22 protein-coding genes are annotated in these 21,644 nt (G+C 67.4%); 13 read left to right on the forward strand and 9 right to left on the reverse strand.

All coding sequences use genetic code 11. The features are described from left to right. Positions 1-19: 19 nt before the first annotated feature. Genes PARHAE_RS01550 through PARHAE_RS01565 form a run of 4 tightly spaced genes read left to right on the forward strand, consistent with a single transcriptional unit; the run spans position 20 to position 2,997 of the window. Positions 20-694 carry a cell division ATP-binding protein FtsE gene (locus PARHAE_RS01550; RefSeq protein WP_126152868.1) on the forward strand — a complete coding sequence of 225 codons (675 nt, stop codon included), beginning with the start codon at positions 20-22 and terminating at the stop codon, positions 692-694. A 50-nt stretch (positions 695-744) separates the two neighbouring features. Then, entirely contained in the window at positions 745-1,617 is an 873-nt protein-coding gene (locus PARHAE_RS01555) for a cell division protein FtsX (RefSeq protein ID WP_206436840.1), read from the forward strand. Next, a complete protein-coding gene (locus tag PARHAE_RS01560) occupies positions 1,614-2,423 on the forward strand; it encodes a lysophospholipid acyltransferase family protein (RefSeq protein ID WP_126152849.1) in 810 nt (269 codons plus the stop codon). Before PARHAE_RS01555 ends, PARHAE_RS01560 begins: the two co-directional genes overlap by 4 nt. After that, entirely contained in the window at positions 2,395-2,997 is a 603-nt protein-coding gene (locus PARHAE_RS01565; protein ID WP_126152850.1) for a pyridoxamine 5'-phosphate oxidase family protein, read from the forward strand. Before PARHAE_RS01560 ends, PARHAE_RS01565 begins: the two co-directional genes overlap by 29 nt. Positions 2,998-3,003: 6 nt before the next feature. Here PARHAE_RS01565 and PARHAE_RS01570 read toward each other — a convergent pair whose 3' ends face one another. The 3 genes from PARHAE_RS01570 to PARHAE_RS01580 form a co-directional block, all read right to left on the reverse strand. Next, complete coding sequence (locus tag PARHAE_RS01570) at positions 3,004-3,963, reverse strand: acetyl-CoA carboxylase carboxyltransferase subunit alpha (protein ID WP_126152851.1); 960 nt, start codon at positions 3,961-3,963, stop codon at positions 3,004-3,006. 129 nt (positions 3,964-4,092) lie between these two features. Further along, positions 4,093-4,638 carry a L,D-transpeptidase family protein gene (locus PARHAE_RS01575; protein WP_126152852.1) on the reverse strand — a complete coding sequence of 182 codons (546 nt, stop codon included), beginning with the start codon at positions 4,636-4,638 and terminating at the stop codon, positions 4,093-4,095. Next, positions 4,635-5,819: a MalY/PatB family protein gene (locus PARHAE_RS01580; protein ID WP_126152853.1), complete on the reverse strand. Its 1,185-nt coding sequence runs from the start codon at positions 5,817-5,819 to the stop codon at positions 4,635-4,637. Before PARHAE_RS01580 ends, PARHAE_RS01575 begins: the two co-directional genes overlap by 4 nt. Positions 5,820-5,895: 76 nt before the next feature. Here PARHAE_RS01580 and def (PARHAE_RS01585) point away from each other — a divergent pair, with 76 nt between their 5' ends. The 4 genes from def (PARHAE_RS01585) (at position 5,896) to fmt (ending at position 8,394) form a co-directional block, all read left to right on the forward strand. After that, positions 5,896-6,420 carry a peptide deformylase gene (gene def, locus PARHAE_RS01585; protein WP_126152854.1) on the forward strand — a complete coding sequence of 175 codons (525 nt, stop codon included), beginning with the start codon at positions 5,896-5,898 and terminating at the stop codon, positions 6,418-6,420. Continuing rightward, positions 6,413-6,937, forward strand: a complete 525-nt coding sequence (locus PARHAE_RS01590) for a peptide deformylase (RefSeq protein ID WP_241232628.1) — start codon at positions 6,413-6,415, stop codon at positions 6,935-6,937. Before def (PARHAE_RS01585) ends, PARHAE_RS01590 begins: the two co-directional genes overlap by 8 nt. Continuing rightward, positions 6,934-7,434: a peptide deformylase gene (gene def, locus PARHAE_RS01595; protein ID WP_126152855.1), complete on the forward strand. Its 501-nt coding sequence runs from the start codon at positions 6,934-6,936 to the stop codon at positions 7,432-7,434. The genes PARHAE_RS01590 and def (PARHAE_RS01595) overlap by 4 nt, the downstream gene beginning before the upstream one ends. 66 nt (positions 7,435-7,500) lie before the next feature. Continuing rightward, positions 7,501-8,394, forward strand: coding sequence for a methionyl-tRNA formyltransferase (gene fmt, locus PARHAE_RS01600; RefSeq protein WP_126152856.1), 894 nt, complete (start codon positions 7,501-7,503; stop codon positions 8,392-8,394). A gap of 15 nt (positions 8,395-8,409) precedes the next feature. Here fmt and secA read toward each other — a convergent pair whose 3' ends face one another. Beyond that, positions 8,410-11,127, reverse strand: coding sequence for a preprotein translocase subunit SecA (gene secA, locus PARHAE_RS01605; protein WP_126152857.1), 2,718 nt, complete (start codon positions 11,125-11,127; stop codon positions 8,410-8,412). A 198-nt stretch (positions 11,128-11,325) separates the two neighbouring features. Here secA and PARHAE_RS01610 point away from each other — a divergent pair, with 198 nt between their 5' ends. The 4 genes from PARHAE_RS01610 (at position 11,326) to PARHAE_RS21845 (ending at position 14,089) form a co-directional block, all read left to right on the forward strand. Further along, on the forward strand, positions 11,326-12,165 hold the full coding sequence (locus PARHAE_RS01610) for a peptidylprolyl isomerase (RefSeq protein WP_241232629.1): 840 nt from the start codon (positions 11,326-11,328) through the stop codon (positions 12,163-12,165). Then, entirely contained in the window at positions 12,165-13,418 is a 1,254-nt protein-coding gene (gene argJ, locus PARHAE_RS01615) for a bifunctional glutamate N-acetyltransferase/amino-acid acetyltransferase ArgJ (RefSeq protein ID WP_126152870.1), read from the forward strand. Before PARHAE_RS01610 ends, argJ begins: the two co-directional genes overlap by 1 nt. A gap of 22 nt (positions 13,419-13,440) precedes the next feature. After that, complete coding sequence (mutT, locus tag PARHAE_RS01620; RefSeq protein WP_241232630.1) at positions 13,441-13,839, forward strand: 8-oxo-dGTP diphosphatase MutT; 399 nt, start codon at positions 13,441-13,443, stop codon at positions 13,837-13,839. A 121-nt stretch (positions 13,840-13,960) separates the two neighbouring features. Then, positions 13,961-14,089 carry a hypothetical protein gene (locus PARHAE_RS21845; RefSeq protein ID WP_277600623.1) on the forward strand — a complete coding sequence of 43 codons (129 nt, stop codon included), beginning with the start codon at positions 13,961-13,963 and terminating at the stop codon, positions 14,087-14,089. A gap of 82 nt (positions 14,090-14,171) precedes the next feature. Here PARHAE_RS21845 and infB read toward each other — a convergent pair whose 3' ends face one another. From infB to pip, 5 genes are all read right to left on the reverse strand, one after another. Next, positions 14,172-16,748 carry a translation initiation factor IF-2 gene (gene infB / locus PARHAE_RS01625; RefSeq protein WP_126152860.1) on the reverse strand — a complete coding sequence of 859 codons (2,577 nt, stop codon included), beginning with the start codon at positions 16,746-16,748 and terminating at the stop codon, positions 14,172-14,174. A gap of 8 nt (positions 16,749-16,756) precedes the next feature. After that, positions 16,757-17,377 (reverse strand): RNA-binding protein, encoded by a 621-nt coding sequence (locus tag PARHAE_RS01630; RefSeq protein WP_126152861.1) that lies wholly within the window; start codon positions 17,375-17,377, stop codon positions 16,757-16,759. A gap of 18 nt (positions 17,378-17,395) precedes the next feature. Continuing rightward, positions 17,396-19,012, reverse strand: a complete 1,617-nt coding sequence (gene nusA / locus PARHAE_RS01635) for a transcription termination factor NusA (RefSeq protein ID WP_126152862.1) — start codon at positions 19,010-19,012, stop codon at positions 17,396-17,398. 3 nt (positions 19,013-19,015) lie between these two features. After that, positions 19,016-19,642 (reverse strand): ribosome maturation factor RimP, encoded by a 627-nt coding sequence (gene rimP / locus PARHAE_RS01640; protein WP_126152863.1) that lies wholly within the window; start codon positions 19,640-19,642, stop codon positions 19,016-19,018. A gap of 124 nt (positions 19,643-19,766) precedes the next feature. Continuing rightward, a complete protein-coding gene (gene pip / locus PARHAE_RS01645) occupies positions 19,767-20,753 on the reverse strand; it encodes a prolyl aminopeptidase (RefSeq protein WP_126152864.1) in 987 nt (328 codons plus the stop codon). A gap of 48 nt (positions 20,754-20,801) precedes the next feature. On the opposite strand from pip, the gene ubiG reads away from it, so the two are divergent. Further along, entirely contained in the window at positions 20,802-21,548 is a 747-nt protein-coding gene (gene ubiG / locus PARHAE_RS01650) for a bifunctional 2-polyprenyl-6-hydroxyphenol methylase/3-demethylubiquinol 3-O-methyltransferase UbiG (RefSeq protein WP_126152865.1), read from the forward strand. The last annotated feature ends 96 nt before the right edge of the window (positions 21,549-21,644 follow it).

Consider the following 21,644-nt stretch of genomic DNA (forward strand, 5'->3'; position numbering starts at 1 on the left):
AGGAACAAGGGGGTTGCGCTTGATCGAGATGCGGGATGTCGGCTTCGGCTATCACGGGGGGGCCGAGCTGCTGTCGAACATGACGCTGACCTTGCAGCCGGGCATGTTCCATTTCCTGACCGGCCCGTCGGGGTCGGGCAAGACGACGCTGCTGCGGCTGTGCTATGCCGACCTGCTGCCGACCTCGGGGCAGATGACGGCGTTCGGCGACGATGTGCGGCAGTTGACCCGCGACGGCATTTCCGATCTGCGCCGCCGGGTGGGCGTGGTCCACCAGGACACGCAGTTCCTGGATCATCTGCCGGTGGCCGAGAACGTGGCGCTGCCGCTGTCGGTCTCGGGCCAGGCGGTGGACATGGCGGCGCTGCGCGACCTGCTGGGCTGGGTGGGCCTGTCCCAGCACGCCCGCGCGATGCCGCCATCCCTGTCGGGCGGTGAACGCCAGCGCGCGGCCCTGGCCCGCGCGGTGATCCTGTCGCCCGACCTGGTGCTGGCGGACGAACCCACCGGCAACCTGGATTGGGACATGTCGGTCCGGCTGATGCAGCTGCTGATCGAGTTGAACAAGTCGGGCAAGACCGTGCTGGTCGCCACCCATGACCTGAACCTGATCCGCGCGACCAAGGCGCAGGTCGCGGCCCGCGTGCTGCGGATCGCGAACGCAACATTGCAGCTGGCAGGGGCGGATCTGTGAGACGGACGGAATTTCGGGCGCTGAATCTGAGGGCGCTGTGGCAGGGGCTGATGCGCGACGGCGGGTCGGGCGACCGGATCGTGCCGCCGACCGGGTTCACCGCGCAACTGACGCTGTTTTCCGCAGGCGCCATGGCGTTCCTGGCGGTCTTCGCCCTGGCCCTGTCGCTGGCGACGGGGCGGCTGGCCGACCGCTGGGCCGGTGAGCTTGCGGGGTCGGTGACGGTGCGGGTCAGCGCCTCGTCCGCCGAACAGGACGCCCGCACCCAGGCCGCGATGCAGGTTCTGTCCACGACGCCCGGCGCGGGCCAGCCGCGCCTGCTGCCCCCCGATGAGGTCGCCGGGCTTCTGACCCCCTGGTTCGGTCCCGACATGCCGGTCGATGCGCTGCCGGTGCCCGCGCTGATCGACCTGCCCATCGCGGGCGACGACTTCGACGCCGAGGGCCTGCGCCTGCGGCTGGAGGCCGAGGCGCCCGGCGCCGTTCTGGACGATCATACCGAATGGCGCCGCCCGCTGGTGACGGCCGCGAACCGGCTGCGGATGCTGGGCGTCGTGTCGTTGCTGCTGATCGCGGCGGCGTCGGCCTCGATGATCACGCTGGCGGCCAAGGCGGCGCTTGCGGCGAACGGGCAGGTGATCCGGGTGCTGCGGCTGATCGGCGCGCGCGACATCACCATCGCCACGGCTTTCGTGCGGCGTTTCACCAAGCGCGCGGCGGTGGGCGCCACGGTCGGCACGCTGTTCGGCATGGCGGGCATCGCCCTGCTGCCCGGCATGGACGCGGCGGGCGGGTTCCTGACTGGGCTTGGCTTCCAGGGCTGGGGCTGGCTGCTGCCGCTGCTGATCCCGGTCGTGGCCGCCGCCGTCGGCTTTCTGGCGACCCGCTGGGCGGCGCTGAAGATGCTGGGAGCGGTTCGATGAGCCAGCCGGCAGAAGGCGGACGGGCGCAATCGCCCGTGCCCGGCCCGCTGACGCCGTGGCAATATGTGCAGAACGCGCTCTATTATCTGCATGTCGCGCTTGCGACCGTCGTGATCGGGCTGCTGGGCCTGCCCGCGCTGCTGCGCGACGGCCGGGCGGGCGCGAACCGCGTGGCGACCCGCTGGATCGGATACATGCTGTGGGCCGCGCGCCTGCATCTGGGCCTGACCTGCGAGATTCGCGGCACCCCTCCGGTCGACGACTGCATCATCGCCGCCAAGCACCAGTGCTTTCTGGACATCCTGGTGATCGCCCATGCCGCCCCTCGCCGCGCCTTCATCATGAAGCGCGAGGTGAAGCATGTGCCGATCATGGGCTGGTATGCTTGGAAGGTCGGCTGCATCCCCATCGACCGCGCGCGCGGCCGCGACGCCATGCGCGCCATCTCGGCCGAGATCAACCGGCGGATCGCGGGCGAGGGGCTGGGCCAGCTGATCATCTATCCCGAGGGCACCCGCACCCGGCCGGGCGAACGCCGCCCCTACAAGCACGGCGTCAGCACGATCCGCGCGGGCACCGGCCTGCCGGTGGTGCCGGTCGCGGTGAATACCGGCCTGTTCTGGCCCCGCAAGGGCTGGGGCATCCGCCCCGGCCGCGCCGTGGTCGAGTTCCTGCCGGTCATCCCGGCCGAGGTTCCGGCCGAAGGCTTCATTCCCCGGCTGGAGGCCGAGGTCGAGACTCATTCAGACCGGCTGATGGCCGAGGCGGGGTTTACGCATGAACTGGCTGGAACCGGGCGATCTTGAAGCGATCTATGGCACACCCGGCGCGACATCGCTGCGCAAGGTGGCCGACCGGCTGACCCCGGACTATGCCGCCTTCATCGCCCGGTCGCGGTTCTGCGTGCTGACAACCGTCGGACCCGAGGGCACGGACGGCAGCCCGCGCGGCGATGACGGCCCTGTTGTCCGTGCCCTGGACGACCGGCATCTGGCGCTGCCCGACTGGCGCGGCAACGACCGCATCGATTCGCTGCGCAACATCCTGCGCGACGGGCGCGTCAGCCTGATGTTCCTGGTGCGCGGATCGGGCAATGCGATCCGCGTGAACGGCCATGCCCGCGTCACGGACGACGACGCCCTGCGCGACAGCCTGTCCCATCAGGGCAAGCTGCCCCGCACCGTCATCGTCGTGCGGATCGCCGAGGTGTATTTCCAATGCGCCCGCGCGGTGATCCGCGCCGGGCTGTGGTCGGGCATCGACGACAGCCGGGGCTTGCCCACGCCCGGACAGATCCTGGCCAACATGACCGAGGGGGCTGTCGGCGGGGCGGCCTATGACGCCGAATGGCCGGGGCGGGCCGCCGCGACCCTGTGGTGACGGGCGTCAGGCCAGGCTTTTCGATCCCATGTCCAAGAATTTCTGCCGCCTGTCCTTGATCAGCTCGGCGGGCTTCTTGCCCTTGAGTTCGGCCAGCATCGCGGCGATTTCCTGGCCCACCGCCGCGATGGCCGCGCCGGGGTCGCGCTGCGCGCCGCCCACGGGTTCGGGGATGATGCGGTCGATCACGTCCAGTTTTTTCAGATCCTGGGCGGTCAGGCGCAGCGCCTCGGCCGCCTCGCGCATCCGTTCGGCGTCCTTCCACAGGATCGAGGCGCAGCCCTCGGGCGAGATCACCGAATAGATCGAATGTTCAAGCATGGCGATGCGGTTTGCGGTGGCGAAGGCCACCGCGCCGCCCGACCCGCCCTCGCCGATGATGACGCTGACCAGCGGCACGCCGATCTCCAGGCATTTCTGGGTGCAGCGGGCGATGGCCTCGGACTGCCCGCGTTCCTCGGCGCCCTTGCCGGGATAGGCGCCGGGCGTATCGACCAGCGTGATGACCGGCAGCTTGAAGCGATGCGCCAGATCCATCAGCCGGATCGCCTTGCGGTATCCCTCGGGGCGGGCCATGCCGAAATTGTGCTGGATGCGGGTCTTGGTGTCGTTGCCCTTTTCGTGTCCGATCACCACGCAGGGCGCGTCGTCGAAGCGCGCCAGGCCGCCCATCACCGCATGGTCGTCGCCGAAGGCCCGGTCGCCCGCCAGGGGCGTGTATTCGGTGAACAGCGCCTCGATATAGTCGCGGCAATGCGGGCGGTCGGGATGGCGGGCCACCTGGGTCTTGCGCCAGGGGTCGAGCGATTTGTAGAGATCGCGCAGCAGGTCGCCGGATTTCTTGTCCAGCGCCGCCGCCTCTTTTTCTACATCCACGGTGTTTTCGGATTTGCGGGCCAGGGCGCGAAGCTCCTCGGCCTTGCCTTCGATGTCGGCAAGCGGCTTTTCGAAATCCAGATAGACCATGCGCAGGGTGCCTTCGGGCTGTTCGGGTTTGCGGCCCCTATATGATCGCGTGGACGCGGGATTGCAACGCGGTGCCGGGGGTTTCACACCCCCGGACCCCCGTGGGATATTTGGGCAAAGGTGAACAGGCTAGGGCAGGATTTCCACCGTCGTGCCGATCCGGGCGGCGGCATAGAGTTCGCGGATCTCGGCATCGGATACCGCGATGCAGCCCGCCGTCCAGTCGCCGGGCAGGGTTTCACCGTCGGTGCGTTCGTTGGGTTGGCCGTGTATGAAGATGTCGCCGCCGGGATCGACCCCGGCTGCCATCGCCCGCGCACGATCCTGCGGGCGCGGGTAATCCAGGCCCAGCGACAGGTGATAGGCGCTGCCGGGGTTCACTCGATTGATGGTGAAGCGGCCTTCGGGCGTGCGGCCATCGCCCTGCCGCACCTTGTCGCCATCGGGCGCGAAACCAAGCGCGATGCGATAGGTCTTCAGCGCCCGGCCCTCGCGGAAGGCCGTCATGCGGCGGGCGGATTTCCGGATCTCGATGTGATCGACCGGGCCGATCAGCGGCCCCGCCACCGGCGGAACGGGCGGGACAGGTGCGGGGCGGGGCGCCAGCATCAGCCAGGCCGCCGCCAGCAGAATGAGCAGCGTCAGGGCCGAGAACAGGCGCGCGAGCAGTCTCATTGCAGGTCGGCGAAGGCCTGTTGCAGGCGTTCGACCGCCTGGGCCACCCTGGCGCGGGGGGTGGCGATGTTGAAACGCAGGAAGGATTCGCCGCCGGTGCCGAAGGTCGCGCCGTGGTTGGCGGCGATGCGGGCGGTCTTTTCCACGCGGGCGGTGAACTCGGCAGGCTCCATCCCGGTGCCCGCGAAATCGACCCAGGACAGATAGGTGGCCTGCAAGGGCATCGACCGCAGGCCGGGGATCGCGGCGATGCCATCGTCGAACAGCCGCCGGTTGCCGTCGAGGTAATCGACAAGCGCATCGACCCAGGCCGCGCCTTCGGGCGAATAGGCGGCGGCCACCATGTCCATGCCGAACAGGCCGGGCGAGATGCCGCGGGCCATCAGCGCCCCCCTGAAGCGGTCGCGCAGCGCCGGGTCGGCAATGATGGCGTTGCCGATATGGGCGCCCGCGATGTTGAAGGTCTTGGTGGCGGCGGTCAGCGTCACCAGCCGGTCGGCGATGTCGGGGCAGGCGGTCGCGGTGACGCTGTGGCGGTGGCCGGGCATCACCAGGTCGCAATGGATTTCGTCGGAAACCAGGATCAGGTCGTGGCGGATGCAGAAATCCCCGACCTCGCGCAGTTCCTGCGCCGTCCAGACACGCCCGCCGGGATTGTGGGGCGAACACAGGATCAGCATCCTTTCCCGGCCGGTCAAGCCGGCTTCCCACGCGGGCCAGTCCATGCGGTAGAGCCCGTCCTGGCGCGCCAGCGGCAGCTCGACCAGCTGCCGCCCCGATGCCCGGATCACGCGAGCGAAGGCGTGATAGACCGGCGACATCACGATCACCCCGTCGCCCGGCCGGGTATAGGCGTCCAGCGCCATCGCCACCCCGTTGACCAGCCCCGCGCAGGTCAGGATCCAGTCGGTGTCGACCCGCCAGCCGTGGCGCTGTTCCATCCACCAGCGGATCGCCTCGAGATAGGCGGGATTGGCGCCGGGATAGCCGTAGATCCCATGGGCCGCCACCTGTTCCACCGCACGCTGGACGGCGGCGGGCGGGCGGAAATCCATGTCCGCCACCCACATCGCCAAGCCACCATCGTCCGGCGACACGCCATAGGACGCCTGCATGTCGTCCCATTTGGAACATCCGGTGCCCACGCGGTCGATGATTTCGTCGAAGTCGGGATTGCTCATGCTTCTGCCTGCCGCTGTTTTCCCCTGCATACGCCGCTTGTTGCTTATGGTGAAGCCTTGCCCTAAATCGCAGGGCATGAGCAGCCTGCGCCCCATCCTGATCCATCCCGATCCGCGCCTGAAAAAGGTCTGCGAACCCGTGGCCCGCATCACGCCCGAGATCGAGACGCTGGCCGCCGACATGCTGGCGACGATGTATGACGCGCCTGGCGTGGGGCTGGCCGCGCCGCAGGTGGGGGTGCTGTCGCGCGTTTTCGTGATGGACGCGACCCGCGACCCCGAGGCCGAGCGCCGCCCGATGGTGCTGGTCAATCCCGAGATCACCTGGACCTCGGAAGAGCCGAACACTTATGAGGAAGGCTGCTTGTCCATTCCCGACCAATATGCCGACGTGACCCGCCCCAGGCAGGTCAGGCTGCGGTGGCTGGGGCTGGACGGCAAGACCCATGAGCAGGAATTCGACGGGCTGTGGGCGACCTGCGCCCAGCACGAACTGGACCACCTGGACGGCATCCTGTTCATCGACCACCTCTCGGCCATCAAGCGGCAGATGATCACCCGCAGGATGGTCAAGCTGAAGCGGGAAAAGGGCCGTGCCTGACACCGGGCCATCGATCCCCGGACCATTCCTGCCCGCCGCCGAGGGCGATACCGGGGGCGGGCGCGTCCTGCCCATCGTCCTGTATCCCGATCCGGTTCTGCGGAACCGTTGCGCACCCGCCGGGGATCTGACCCATGCCGAGGCGCGGCAGCTGGTCCGCGACCTGCTGGCGACGATGTATGCCGCTGGCGGGCGGGGGCTGGCCGCGCCGCAACTGGGCGTCCTGCGCCGGATCTTTGTCATGGATGCCGGATGGAAGGACGGCGCGCCGGTCCCCCTGGCGTTGCTGGACCCCGAGATCGTGGCCTGTTCGGACGCGAGGGAGGAGGCGGTGGAACGCTGCCTGTCGATCCCCGACCGGCCGGTGCCCGTCAGCCGCCCCGTCGCGGTCGAGGTCGGCTGGTACGATCTGGACGGCGCGCATCATCGCCGGTTGCTGACCGGGGCCGAGGCGCGCATCGCCCAGCACGAGGCCGACCATCTGGATGGCCGCCTGATCCTGGATGTCCTGGAATGACCGTTCGCGCCTTCCTGCCCTATCACGACCGCCGCCTGCATGTCCCGGCCGAGCGGGTCAAGGCCGTGACCGAGACCGTCCGCATGATCTGGGACGACATGGTGGACACGATGGAGGCGATGCCGGGCGTGGGTCTGGCTGCGCCGCAGATCGGCATCATGCTGCGCCTGGCGGTGGTGGACGCATCCGACAAACGCGGTCAGGCGGTGCGGATGGCGAACCCCGAGATCCTGCATGCCAGCGTCCAGTTCCGCAGCCATGACGAGGCCAGCCCGAACCTGCCCGGCGTCTCGGCCCCTGTCAGCCGCCCGCGCGCGGTGACGGTGCGGTTCCTGAACGACGCCGGAGAGGTCGAAGACCGCGATTTCGTGGGCCTGTGGGCGACCAGCGTTCAGCATCAGATCGATCATCTGGACGGGCGGATGTATGTCGATCACCTGTCGCCCTTGCGCCGCAAGATGCTGGTTGCGAAATCGGGCAAGCTGGCGCGGCGGTGACAAGGCCGGGGGCGCTTCGCCCCCCGGACCCCCCGAGGATATTTGGACACAGAAGATGAGGGCAGGATGCGCGTGATCTTCATGGGGACGCCGGATTTTTCGGTGCCGGCGTTGCGGGCGATCGCCGCGCGGCATGAACTGGCGGCGGTCTATTCCCAGCCGCCGCGCGCGGCGGGGCGGGGGCAGAGGCCACGCCCTTCGGCGGTTCAGGCGGCGGCGGAAGAACTGGGGATCGAGGTGCGGACGCCGTTGCGGCTGCGGGATGCGGACGAACAGGCGGCCTTTTCGGCCTTGGGCGCGGATGTGGCGGTGGTGGCGGCCTATGGGCTGATCCTGCCGCAGCCGGTGCTGGAAGCGCCCCGGTTGGGCTGCCTGAACATCCACGCCTCGCTGCTGCCGCGATGGCGGGGGGCGGCGCCGATCCACCGGGCGGTGATGGCGGGCGACGCGGAAACCGGCGTCGCCATCATGCAGATGGAGGCCGGGCTGGATACCGGCCCGGTGCTGGCCAAGGCGCGCACGGCGATCGGGGCCGAGGAGACCACCGCCGATCTGCACGACCGGCTGGCGGCGATGGGGGCGGGCCTGATCGTCGATGTGCTGGACCGCCTGCCCCTGCCTGCCGTGCCTCAGCCCGACAAGGGCGTGACCTATGCCGCCAAGATCGACAAGGCCGAGGCGCGGGTCGACTGGACGCGTCCCGCCGCCGAGGTGGACCGCCTGATCCGGGGATTGTCGCCCTTTCCCGGCGCCTGGTGCGAGATCGGCGGCGAGCGGGTGAAGCTGTTGCGCAGCCGCATGGCTGCGGGGCAGGGGAGGCCGGGTCAGGTGCTGGACGGATTCACCGTCGCCTGCGGCAGCGGCGCGGTCGAGGTGCTGGAAGCGCAACGGTCGGGGAAGAAGCCGATGGCGGCAGGGGAGTTGCTGCGCGGCTGGGGGCTTCCCGCGCAGCTTGATTAGGGCCGTCGCGGCGCGTCAGATCGCGCCGTGGCAATGCTTGAACTTCTTGCCGGAACCGCAGGGGCAAGGGTCGTTGCGCGACGGGTTGCCCCAAGTGGCGGGGTTCTGTTCGTCGAAGCCCTGGACCAGCGGGGCGGGTTTGTCCGCGTCGTCCTGGGACTGCCGCTCGGCGCCGTGTTCCATCGTCAGATGCTCTTGCGCGGCCTGCTGCTGCTGGGCCATCTGGCGCAGCATCTCCTCGCGCTCGGCATCGGTCAGGGGACGGATCTGCGCCAAGCGCTGCGTCACGTCGAAGCGCAGGCTGTCCAGCATCGTCTCGAACAGCTGGAAGGCCTCGGTCTTGTATTCCGACAGGGGATCGCGCTGCGCATAGCCGCGGAAACCCACGACCGACCGCAGATGTTCCAGCGTCAGCAGGTGGTCGCGCCATTTCTGGTCGATCATCTGCAACAGAACCTGCTTTTCGATGTTGCGCATGTTTTCGGCGCCGAAGGCCGCCGCCTTGTCGGCCTGATAGGTGTCGGTCGCCTGTTCGATGCGTTCGCGGATGGCGTCCTGGTCCACGCCTTCCTCGGCCGCCCAGTCGGCGACGGGCAGATTCATGTTCAGGCGTTCGCGGATCGCGGTCTTCAGCCCGTCCAGATCCCATTGTTCGGGATAGGATTTCGGCGGCATGAATTCGTCCACCAGATCGTCGATCACCTGATGGCGCATGTCGGCCGCGATCTCTCCGACCTCGGTGCTGTCCATGATCTCTCGCCGCTGGCTGAAGATCGCCTTGCGCTGATCGTTCATCACGTCGTCGAATTTCAGCAATTGCTTGCGGATGTCGAAGTTGCGGCCTTCCACCTTGGCCTGGGCGCGTTCCAGCGACTTGTTGACCCAGGGGTGGATGATCGCCTCGCCTTCCTTCATGCCCAGCGTGGACAGCACCTTGTCCAGCCGTTCGGACCCGAAGATCCGCATCAGGTCGTCGTCCAGCGACAGGAAGAACAGCGACCGGCCCGGATCGCCCTGGCGGCCGGACCGGCCGCGCAGCTGGTTGTCGATCCGGCGGGATTCGTGGCGTTCGGTGCCCAGCACGAACAGCCCGCCCGAGGCCAGTACCTTTTCCTTGTCGGCGGCGTGTTCGGCCTCGATCCGGGCGCGCAGGTCGTCGGGGTTCGCCTCGGGGTCCGCCTTCAGCGCTTCCATCACCTTCATCTCGACATTGCCGCCCAACTGGATGTCGGTGCCGCGCCCGGCCATGTTGGTGGCGATGGTGACGGCGCCGGGCTTGCCCGCGTCGGCGACGATCTGGGCCTCGGCCTCGTGCTGGCGGGCGTTCAGGACGTTGTGGGGGATGCCCGCCTTCTTCAGCATCTCGGACAGCATTTCCGATTTCTCGATGCTGGTGGTGCCGACCAGGGTCGGCTGTCCCTTGGCATGGGCCTCCTTGATGGCCTCGATCACGGCGGCGTATTTCTCGGCCGCGGTGCGGTAGACGCGGTCATGTTCGTCGACCCGCGCGATGCCGCGATTGGTCGGAACCTCGACCACGCCCAGCTTGTAGATCTCGGCGAATTCCTCGGCCTCGGTGGCGGCCGTGCCGGTCATGCCCGCCAGCTTGCCGTAGAGCCGGAAATAGTTCTGGAAGGTCACGCTGGCCAGGGTCACGTTCTCGGGCTGGATTTCGACGCCTTCCTTGGCCTCGATGGCCTGGTGCAGCCCGTCGGACAGGCGGCGGCCCTTCATCATCCGGCCGGTGAATTCGTCGATCAGCATCACCTCGCCGTCGCGGACCATGTAGTGCTGGTCCTTGTTGAACAGCTTCCAGGCGCGCAGGGCCTGGTTCGCGTGGTGGACGATGGTGGTCGATTCCGGGTCATAGAGCGTCTGCCCCTCGGGCAGGATGCCGTCGGCTTGCAGACGACGCTCCAGAAATTCGTTGCCTTCCTCGGTAAAGGTGGCGTTGCGCGTCTTTTCGTCCAGCTTGTAATGCTCTTCCGTCAGCAGCGGGATATACTGGTTCAGCGTCACATACAGTTCGCTGCGGTCCTGGCTGGGGCCGGAAATGATCAGCGGCGTGCGCGCCTCGTCGATCAGGATGCTGTCCACCTCGTCCACGATGGCGAAGTTGTGGCCGCGCTGGACCATTTCCTCGACGCTGCCCTTCATGTTGTCGCGCAGATAGTCGAAGCCCAGCTCGTTGTTGGTGGCATAGGTCACGTCGGCGGCATAGGCGGCGCGCTTTTCGGGTTCCGCCTGGAACGGATAGACCACGCCGGTGGTCATGCCCAACTGCCGGAACACCTTGCCCATCCAGTCGGCGTCGCGTTTCGCCAGATAGTCGTTGACCGTGACGATATGGACGCCCTTGCCGGTCAGCGCGTTCAGATAGGCCGGGAAGGTGGCGACCAGGGTCTTGCCCTCGCCGGTCTTCATCTCGGCAATATTGCCCTGGTGCAGGAAGATGCCGCCCATCAGCTGCGTGTCGAAGGCCCGCAGGCCCAGGGCGCGGCGCGCGCCCTCGCGGCAGTTGGCGAAGGCTTCGGGCAGGATGTCGTCCAGGCTTTCGCCCGATGCCACGCGGCCCTGGAACTCGCGGGTCTTGTCGATCAGCTGTTCGTCGCTCAGCGACCGGAACTGATCCTCCAGCGCATTGATCCGGGCCACCAGCCCGCGCGTTCCCTTGACCTTGCGGTCGTTAGGGCTTCCAAAGACCTTCTTCGCCAGATTTCCGATGCCGAGCATGTTACCTTCGCAATCACGTTGTTGGGAAAGGCGCTCGCGGCCGGGCCTACTTGCCGCGACCTGCCGCATTGCCGTATCAGGGGCCTGAACGAAAGCGGCGGCGGCGCCTTCCACGGAGTTGGACCGGGATCTATGCCTCGCCTGCCCCACTGTCAACGCTGGCCCGGATCTGCGGGCGGAACAAGCGAAGGGATCCCCATGCTGAAGACCTCGATTCTGGCCGCGCTTCTGGCCACGGCGCTGCCGATTGCGGCCATGGCGCAGGACAAGGGCGCGGATACGGTCGTGGCCACCGTCGACGGCACGCCCATCACTCTGGGCGAGATGATCGTGATGAAAGAGGCCGCCAGCCAGGATCCGCAGATGGCCGAACTGGGCGACGGCGCGCTGTACGAGATGATGCTGGACCAGCTGATCCAGCAGACCGCCGTCGCCGCCGCAGGCAAGGAAAGCGCGGGCGTTCGCGCCCAGCTGGAAATCCAGCGGCGCAACACCCTGGCCGCCTCTGCCATTGCCGAGGTGGCGAAGGCCCAGCCCACTGATCAGGAAATCCAGGCCGCCTATGACGGGCTGTTCGCCCAGGCCGAGCCGGTGACCGAATATTCCGCCGCCCATATCCTGGTCGATTCCGAGGAAAAGGCGCGCGAGATCAAGGCGGAACTGGATGGCGGCGCCGATTTCGGGACGCTGGCCGAACAAAGCTCGACCGGGCCCAGCGGACCGAACAAGGGCGACCTGGGCTGGTTTGCCGCCGACCAGATGGTCAAGCCCTTTGCCGATGCGGTGGCCGGAATGGACAAGGGCCAGATCTCGGATCCCGTGCAGACCGAATTCGGCTGGCATATCATCAAGCTGAACGACACGCGCCTGCGCGATGTCCCGCCGCTGGACCAGGTGCGCGACCAGATCAGCCAGATGGTGCTGCGCGACAAGGTGCAGGCGGAAATCCAGCGCCTGACCGCCGCCGCCACCGTCGAGAAGACCGAGGGCATCGACCCCGCCTGGCTGTCCAAGACCGACCTGCTGGAGGCCGAGTGATGGGCAAGGCCGGGCTTCCCGTATCGCCGCTGGCGCCCGCGCGCTTTCCCGACCTGCCGGTGATCGCGGGCGTCGAATTCGCCAGCGGCGCGGCGGGCGTGAAATACCAGGGCCGCACCGACGTGACGCTGATCCGCATCGCGCCGGGTTCGACGGTCGCGGGGGCGTTCACCAAGTCGTCAACCCGCGCGGCCTGCGTGCTGGACAACCAGGCCAAGCTGGCGCAGGGCGGCGATGCGCCCGAAGGCGCGGCGATCATCGTCAATTCCGGCAATGCCAACGCCTTTACCGGCGCGCGCGGCCAGGAATCGGTCGATGCGGTGACCGGCGCCGTCGCCCAGGCCACCGGCGTCCCGGCGGCGCGGGTGTTTTCCTCCTCGACCGGGGTGATCGGGGAACCGCTGCCCCATGACCGGATCATCGCCATCATCGGCGATCTGGCGGCCTCGCTGGATGCAGGCGGCATCGCGGATGCGGCGCGCGCGATCATGACCACCGACACCTTCCCCAAGGGCGCCTCGGCGGTGATCGAAGGCGAGGGCGGTCCGATCCGCATCGCCGGGATCGCCAAGGGGTCGGGGATGATCGCGCCGGACATGGCGACGATGCTGGTCTATGTCTTCACCGACGCCGCCATCGCCGCGCCTTTGTTGCAGCGGGCGCTGTCCTCGGGGCTGGACACGACCTTCAACGCGATCACGGTGGACAGCGACACCTCGACCTCCGATGCGCTGATCCTGGCCGCGACCGGACGCAGCGACGCGACCCCGATCACCACGCTGGACAGCGGCGTCGGCGCGGCTTTCGTCACGGCCCTGCACGGCGTGATGCGAGAGCTGGCGCAGCTTGTCGTCCGCGACGGCGAGGGCGCGACCAAATTCGTCGAGATCCGGGTGACGGGCGCGGCTTCGGATGCGGACGCCCACAAGGTCGCCATGGCCATCGCCAATTCGCCGCTGGTCAAGACCGCCATCGCCGGCGAGGACGCGAACTGGGGCCGGATCGTCGCCGCCGTCGGCAAGTCCGGGGCGCAGACCGACCGCGACCGGCTGACCATCCGCTTCGGCGACATGATCCTGGCCCAGGACGGCTGGCGTTCGCCCGACTATGACGAAGCCGCGGCCAGCGCCTATATGAAGAACCAGGATCTGGTGATCGCGGTGGATCTGGGGCTGGGGCAGGGGGCGCGGACCGTCTGGACCTGCGACCTGACCCATGGCTACATCGACATCAACGCCGATTACCGGTCGTGAAAGCCGTGTCGGAGACGCGCAGGTGAAAACCGTCCTTGTCGCCGCCGTCGCGCTGATCGACACCGACGGGCGTGTGCTTCTGGCGCAGCGCCCGGAAGGCAAGTCCATGGCGGGCCTTTGGGAATTCCCCGGCGGCAAGGTCGAGCCGGGCGAAACGCCCGAGGCGGCGCTGATCCGGGAACTGCACGAGGAACTGGGCATCGACACCTGGACCTCTTGCCTGGCGCCGCTGACCTTTGCCAGCCACGGCTATGACGATTTCCACCTGCTGATGCCGGTCTTCGCCTGCCGTCGCTGGTCGGGGATCGTCCGGCCGCAGGAGGGGCAGCAACTGGCTTGGGTGCGGGCCAGGGATTTGCGCAATTATCCCATGCCGCCCGCCGACATCCCGCTGATCCCGATGTTACAAATGTGGCTTTAAGGCCGCAATTTCCGCCCCCTTTCCATAATCTGCCCCCAAAATGTCGTAGATTGCCGCATCGTTAATTCCTTCTGAACAATTTCGTGACAGCCTGAACCCAGAGGGAACAAGAGGGCTTGACATGATTCGCACGATCTCAATCGGCAGCCATATTCTCGTCCAGGGGCTTTTCGAAGGTCTTGCCCCGAACGGGAACATGGTCGTCCGCATTGGCGCGCGCACCTTCGAGGGAAAACCGGTGACGCGCTGACACCCGACGCACCACGACGGGCAAAGTGAAAGGGGCGGCCGCGATGGCCGCCCCTTTTTCCATGGGACAAGGCAAGCGCCGCTTACAGCGTGCGCTCGACCTCCTCGCGTTCGAAGATCTCGATGATGTCGCCTTGGCGGATATCGTCGTAATTCTCGAAGGCCATGCCGCATTCCTGGCCCGAAATGACTTCCTTCACCTCGTCCTTGAAGCGCTTCAGCGTCTTCAGTGTGCCTTCGTGGATCACCACGTTGTCGCGCAGCAGGCGCACGCCCGCCGACCGGCGCGCCACGCCCTCGGTCACCAGGCAGCCCGCGACCTTGCCGACGCCGGTGACCTTGAAGACCTCGCGGATCTCGGCATAGCCGATGAAGTTCTCGCGCACCTCGTTCGACAGCAGGCCCGAGGCCGCCGCCTTGATGTCGTCCACCAGGTCGTAGATGATCGAGTAATAGCGGATCTCGACCCCCTTCTGGTTGGCCGAATTGCGGGCCGGGGCATTGGCGCGGACGTTGAAGCCGATCACCGGGGCCTTGCTGGCCTCGGCCAGGCCGACATCGGATTCGGTGATCGCGCCGACGCCGTAATGCAGCACGCGGACGCGCACCTCGTCGTTGCCGATCTTTTCCAGCGCCTGGACGATGGCCTCGGCCGAGCCCTGCACGTCGGCCTTCACGACCACCGGCAGTTCGGACACGCTTTCATCCGCCTTGGCCTTGGCCATCAGCTGTTCCAGCGTGGTCGCGGCACCGGCGGCGGCGCGTTTGTCCTTGGTCTGCTGGATGCGGTAATCCGCGATCTCGCGCGCCTGGGCCTCGGTCTCGACCACGTTCAGCACGTCGCCGGCGGCAGGGGTGCCGTCCAGGCCCAGAACCTCGACCGGGACCGAGGGACCGGCGGAATCGACGCGCTCGCCCTTGTCGTTGATAAGCGCCCGGACCTTGCCCCACTGTTCGCCCACGACGAAGATGTCGCCGCGCTTCAGCGTGCCGTTCTGGACCAAGACGGTGGCGACCGGGCCGCGGCCCACGTCAAGCTGCGCCTCGATCACGGCGCCCTGGGCGGCGCGGTCGGGATTGGCGCGCAGTTCCAGGATTTCCGCCTGCAACGCGATGGCTTCCAGCAGTTCGTCCAGGCCCTGGCCGGTCTTGGCCGAGACCTCGACATCCTGCACGTCGCCGGACATCTTCTCGACCACGACCTCTTGGTGCAGCAGCGAGGTGCGCACCCGGTCGGGATCGGCCGAGGGCTTGTCGATCTTGTTGATCGCCACGATCATCGGTACCTTGGCGGCCTTGGCGTGGTTGATCGCCTCGATGGTCTGCGGCATCACCGCGTCATCGGCGGCAACCACCAGCACCACGATATCGGTGACCTGCGCGCCCCGCGCCCGCATCGAGGTGAAGGCGGCGTGGCCCGGCGTGTCCAGGAAGGTCAGCACCGCCCCGGATTCGGTCGTCACCTGATAGGCGCCGATATGCTGGGTGATCCCGCCCGCCTCGCCCGAGACGACGTTGGCCTTGCGGATCGCGTCCAGAAGCGAGGTCTTGCCGTGGTCGACATGGCCCATGATCGTGACGATCGGCGGGCGCGGCCGCAGATCTTCCTCGCGGTCCTGCACCGTGTCGATCACCTGTTCCACATCGGCATCCGACACGCGGACGGCCTTGTGGCCGAATTCCTCGATCACCAGTTCGGCGGTGTCGGCGTCGATGGCCTGGTTGATGGACACCATCATGCCCATCTTCATCAGCGACTTCACCACGTCTGCGGCGCGTTCCGCCATGCGGTTCGCCAGTTCCGACACCACGATGGTCTCGGGCAACTGCACGTCGCGCACCTGCTTTTCGGTGCGGACATTGCCCATCGCCTTCTGGCGGGCGCGGTCCTGCTTGCGCTTCATCGCGGCCAGCGACCGCTGGCGGCCGCCTTCGCCGTCAAGCGCCTGGTTCAGCGACAGGCGGCCGGTGCGGCGGCTGTCCTCGGCCTTGGCCTTGGCCTTGGCGTCGCTGTCGCCGCCGGTGTCGCGGCGGTCGCGGTCGGTGCGGCGCGGACCCGTGGCCACGCCGGGCTTCTCGGCACGAGAGGCCGCGGCCTCGATCGCGGCGCGATCCGGGGCAGCCGGGCGCGCGCCCGCAGGACGGGCGGCGGCCGAGGCCGCACGGGCTGGGCGTTCGGCGGGTTTCGGTTCGTCCTTGCGCTTGGCCAGCTCCTCGGCCTCGCGGGCCAGGCGTTCTTCTTCCTCCGCCTTGGCCTTGCGGGCTTCCTCGCGCTCGCGCTCCTCGCGCTCTTTCGCCTCGATCTCGGCGCGGCGGCGTTCGCGCTCTTCCTCGCGGGCCTTTTCCTCGGCGGCGCGGGCCAGGGCGTCTTCAGCCTCGCGGGCCTTGGCGGCGGCAAGCGCCTTCAGCCGGCGCTCCATCTCGGCGTCGGAAATGCCTGCGGGGCGTTTCGAGGGATCGCTGGCAACCTTGGCGGTCAGCGGGTTCTTGACCTTGTCGGTCACAGCGGGAGCCGCGCCGGGCTTGGGCACCACGACGCGCTTGCGTTTGGTTTCCACGACGACGCTCTTGGTGCGGCCATGGCTGAAGCTTTGCTTGACCTGGCCCGAACGGCCGCTGCCGCCGAACCCCAGGGTCGATTTTCCGTCTTTGTCGCTCATCTGCGTCTTCATTCCTTCCCGGCCGCCGTATTGCTGCCGTCATGCCCGCGCAGACCCGTCAGTCTGCCGGCTTCCAAGATCACCTTGTCCGTCAGTCCACCCGCCGCAAGCGCGCCGTGTATGACATGATCGCGCCCGAAGGACAAACCCAATTCTGATGCGGTGAGGCAGCCGAACCAGCGTCCGCCCGTGGGCGTCCACAGCTTGCCCTTGCCCCGATCCGACCCGTCGCTGGCTTGCAGCAGCACCTTCGCGCGCCCCTCGGCCAGCCAGCCCTTGACCTTTTCGAACCCCGCCACCGCCCGGCCCGACTTGCGCGTCAGCGAGACCAGTTCGACCAGCCGCCGCGCAACCCCGGCCTCGACCAGATCGGCCAAGTTGTCGGGGGCCTTGACCGGCGCCTTGGCGGCACGAGAGAACAGGCCCTTGGCCGCCGCCTTGTCGATGGCCGCGCGATCCGCGCTGACCCAAATTCCCCGGCCCGGCAGCTTTTCCGCCAGATCCGGGACGACCGTGCCATCCGGCCCGGCTACGAAACGGATCAGTCCAGCCTTGGGCTGGACCTCCCCGGTGACGATGCAGCGCCTTTCGGGCTGATCATGATCCTTGATGCGACCACCGCGACTCAAGCGGGCAAATCCGGGGCATCACGCCCCGGCCTCCTCGTCGGTGTCGTCGCCGTCGTCCTCGGCTTCGCCGTTCAGTTCCTCGGGATCGACCCAGCCCAGAATGACGCGGGCCGTCATCACCATGGTCTGCGCTTCCTCCAGCGACACGTCGAAGGGTTCCAGCAGGCCCTCGTCCTTGACCCGCTGACCGTTCACCGTGGTCCAGCCGCCGGCCAGTTCCCAGTCGGCGCAGGTGGCGAAATCCTCCAGCGTCTTCACGCCGTCCTTGGCCAGCGCCTCCACCATCTGGGGGGTCAGGCCCTCGAATTCAATAAGGCTGTCCTCGGCGCCCAGGGCGCGGGCGTTTTCAAGCGCGGCCTTGTTCTTGGCTTCCAGGACGTCGCGGGCGCGGGCCTGCAATTCCGAGGCGGTGCTGTCGTCCACCCCTTCGATGGACAGCAGCTCGTCCAGATCGACATAGGCCACTTCCTCCAGGTCGGTGAAGCCCTCGGCCACCAGAAGCTGCGCGAAGAATTCGTCCAGATCCAGCGCGTCCATGAACAGCTGGGTGCGGGCATTGAATTCGGCCTGGCGGCGTTTCGATTCTTCTTCCTCGGTCAGGATGTCGATGTCCAGGCCGGTCAGCTGGCTGGCCAGGCGCACGTTCTGGCCGCGACGGCCAATGGCCAGAGACAGCTGTTCGTCGGGAACCACCACCTCGATCTTGCCGGCTTCCTCGTCGAAGACGACCTTGCTGACCTCGGCCGGTTGCAGGGCGTTGACCAGGAAGGTCGCCTGGTCGTCGTTCCAGGGGATGATGTCGATCTTTTCGCCCTGCAATTCGCCCACGACCGCCTGGACGCGGCTGCCGCGCATGCCCACGCAGGCGCCCACCGGGTCGATGCTGTTGTCATAGGAAATCACGGCGATCTTCGCGCGCGAACCGGGATCGCGGGCCACGGCCTTGATCTCGATGATCCCGTCATAGATTTCCGGCACTTCCATCTTGAACAGCTCGGCCATGAACTGCGGGTCGGTGCGCGACAGGAAGATCTGCGGCCCGCGCGATTCGCGGCGCACGTCCTTGACATAGGCGCGGATGCGGTCGTTCGGGCGATAGCTTTCGCGGCCGATCTTTTCGTTGCGCCGCAGGATCGCCTCGCCCCGGCCCACGTCGACGATGATGTTGCCGTATTCCTCGCGCTTGACGATGCCGTTGATGATCGTCCCGGCGCGATCCTTGAATTCCTCGTATTGCCGGTCGCGCTCGGCCTCGCGGACGCGTTGCAGGATCACCTGTTTCGCGGATTGCGCGGCGATGCGGCCCAGTTCAACGGGGGGCACCTGGTCCACGATCTCGTCGCCGACCTTGGGATCGGCCAGATAGGGGCGGGCCTGTTCGACGGTGAGCTGCGCCTGATAGTTTTCGACCGCATCGTCCTCGACCACGGTGCGGATGCGGGTGAAGGTGGCGTTGCCGGTCTTGCGGTCGATCTTGACGCGGATGTCCATTTCCGCGCCGTACCGGGACTTGGCGGCACGGGCGAGGCTGTCCTCCATCGCCTCGATGACCAGCTCCGGCTCGATCATCTTCTCGCGCGCGACGGCTTCGGCGGTTTGCAGCAGTTCAAGCTGGTTGGCAGAGGTGATTGCCATCACTCACTCCTTGGCATCGGCGTTCTCGCCGTCGTTGTCTTCGGTTTCGATCTCGTCGAAAGCGCTTTCGTCCAGGTTGTCGATCTGGATGCCCGCTTCCTTCTTCTGGCGCAGCATTTCGCGGATCAACTCGTCCGTCAGGACAAGTTTCGCATCCGACAGCCAGTCGAATTGCAGCCCGATGGTCTGGATTTCGCCCGCTTCCTCGATGTTCAGCAGAACCTCGTCGCCGCCCTCGCCCCTCTCGACGCCCGCCAGCACGCCCTTGAAGCGCTTGCGCCCGTCGATGGGCTGGTTGGTTTCCAGCCGGGCCTCATAGCCCTCGAAGGTCTCGAAATCCTTGATCCGGGTCAGCGGGCGGTCGATGCCGGGGCTGGAAACCTCCAGGTGATAGGCGTCCTCCAGCGGATCCTCGACATCCAGGGTGGCGCTGACGGCCACGGAAATGTCGCCGCAATCGTCCACGTTGATGCCGCCTTCGGGGCGGTCGGCCATGATCTGCAAGGTCGCCGTCTTGCCGCCTTGCAGGCGGATGCGCACCAGTTCGAATCCCAGATCCTCGATCACCGGAGCGATGATCTCGGCCAGGCGGCGGTCGATGGCCGTCTTGGCGATCAGATCGTTCGACATGAGATCCCTTCGGATATGAAAAAAGGCCCGACAACGGGCCATACGGAAAGGTCCGGTGGGCAGGGGGTGGAAGCCTGCGCCGCTGTTGAGCCGGTATTTAGCACGAAAAGCGCATTATGCAAGGTCAAACTGTTCTGGCGTTGTCCCTGTCCCTGATCGCGTCCATCACCTGCACCAGTTCCGTCGTGATGCGCGGTTCGGACAGGGCATGGCCCGATGCGGGAACCAGGCGCAATTCGCAGCCTTGCCAGCCCTGTGCCAGCCGCCAGGCCGACAGCGGCGGACAGACCATATCATAGCGGCCCTGCACGATCACGGCGGGCAGGTGTTCGATCCGGTGGCGGTCGCGCAGCAGCTGGCCCTCGTCCAGGAAACAGCGATGGGTGAAATAGTGATTCTCCAGCCGGGCGAAGGCGCGGGCGTAATCGGGGGGCGCGTGGCTGACGGCCGAGGATTGCAGCCCGGCCAGGGCGTTTTCCCACATCAGCCAAGGCTGGGCATAGCGGCCCTGCCGCCCGGCATCGTCGGAAAACAGCCGCTTGTGATAGGCCGCGATCAGATCGCCGCGCTCGCTTTCGGGGATCGGGTCGCAGAACTGCGCCCACAGATCCGGGAAGAACCGCCCCGCGCCGCCGCCGTAGAACCAGTCAAGCTCGGCTTGGGTGCCCAGGAACACGCCGCGCAGCACCAGTCCCGTGACCCGGCCGGGATGCGCCTGGGCATAGGCCAGGGCCAGCGTCGCCCCCCAGCTTCCCCCGAACAGCAGCATCGATTCGAGGCCCAGCGTCTGGCGGATCGTCTCGATATCCGCGATCAGGTGCGGGGTGGTGTTGGCATGGACCGAGGCCTGGGGCCGGGACCGCCCGCAGCCACGCTGGTCGAACAGGATCGCGCGGTAATGGGCGGGGTCGAAGAAGCGCCGCATGAAGGGGCTGCATCCCCCGCCCGGCCCGCCATGCAGCACGATAACCGGGCGCCCCTCGGGATTCCCGCTTTCCTCGACATAGATCTGGTGGCCGTCGCCCACATCCAGCATGTGCCGGGCGAAGGGTTCGACGCCCTGGTGAAGGCGGCCGTGCGATGCGGCGATTTGTCCTGCCAATCGGTCCATCGCCTTAATATAAGCGCAGACGAACCCGCCCGCCAGAAGGACCAGACCATGACCAGCCCCGCCACCAGCATCGACCCCGCCGAGATCGCCAAGTTCGAGGCGATGGCCGCCGAGTGGTGGGATCCCAGGGGCAAGTTCCGGCCGCTGCACCTGATGAACCCGGTGCGGCTGGATTACATCGCCACGCAGATCGCCGCCGAATTCGGCCGCGACCGGCGCGGCCTGCGCCCGTTCGACGGGCTGCGGGTGCTGGATATCGGCTGCGGCGGCGGCCTGGTGGCCGAGCCGATGGCGCGCCTTGGCGCGGACGTGACCGGCGCCGACGCGGCCGAGGGCAACATCGCCGTGGCGCGGACCCATGCCGAAGGGCAGGGGCTTGCCATCGATTATCGCGCCGCCACGGCCGAGTCCCTGGTGGCCGAGGGCCAGCGCTACGATGTCGTCCTGGCGCTGGAGATCGTCGAACATGTGCCCGATCCCGCAGCCTTCGTCGCCACCTGCCGCGATCTGCTGCGGCCGGGCGGCATCGCGATCCTGTCGACCCTGAACCGAACCGTGAAAAGCTTCGGCGCGGCGATCCTGGGGGCGGAGTGGATCCTGCGCTGGCTGCCGCGCGGCACCCATGACTGGAACCGCTTCATCACGCCCGACGAACTGGCGGGCATGGCCGCAGGCGCCGGCCTGACGGTGGCGGATCGGCGGGGGATGGTCTTCAACCCGGTCAGCTTCGCCTGGCGCCTGTCCGACCGCGATCTGTCGGTGAACTATATCCTGACGGCGCGACGCGAAGGCTAGGGCGTGTTGACGTTTGAGGATTTCCAAACTGATCGCTGGCTGATTCAAGGCTGCCAAATGGGAGGCAACCTTGATCCGCACGACGTTGACCGACAC

It is taken from the genome of Paracoccus haematequi, from assembly GCF_900631945.1.
Lineage (GTDB): Bacteria > Pseudomonadota > Alphaproteobacteria > Rhodobacterales > Rhodobacteraceae > Paracoccus > Paracoccus haematequi_A.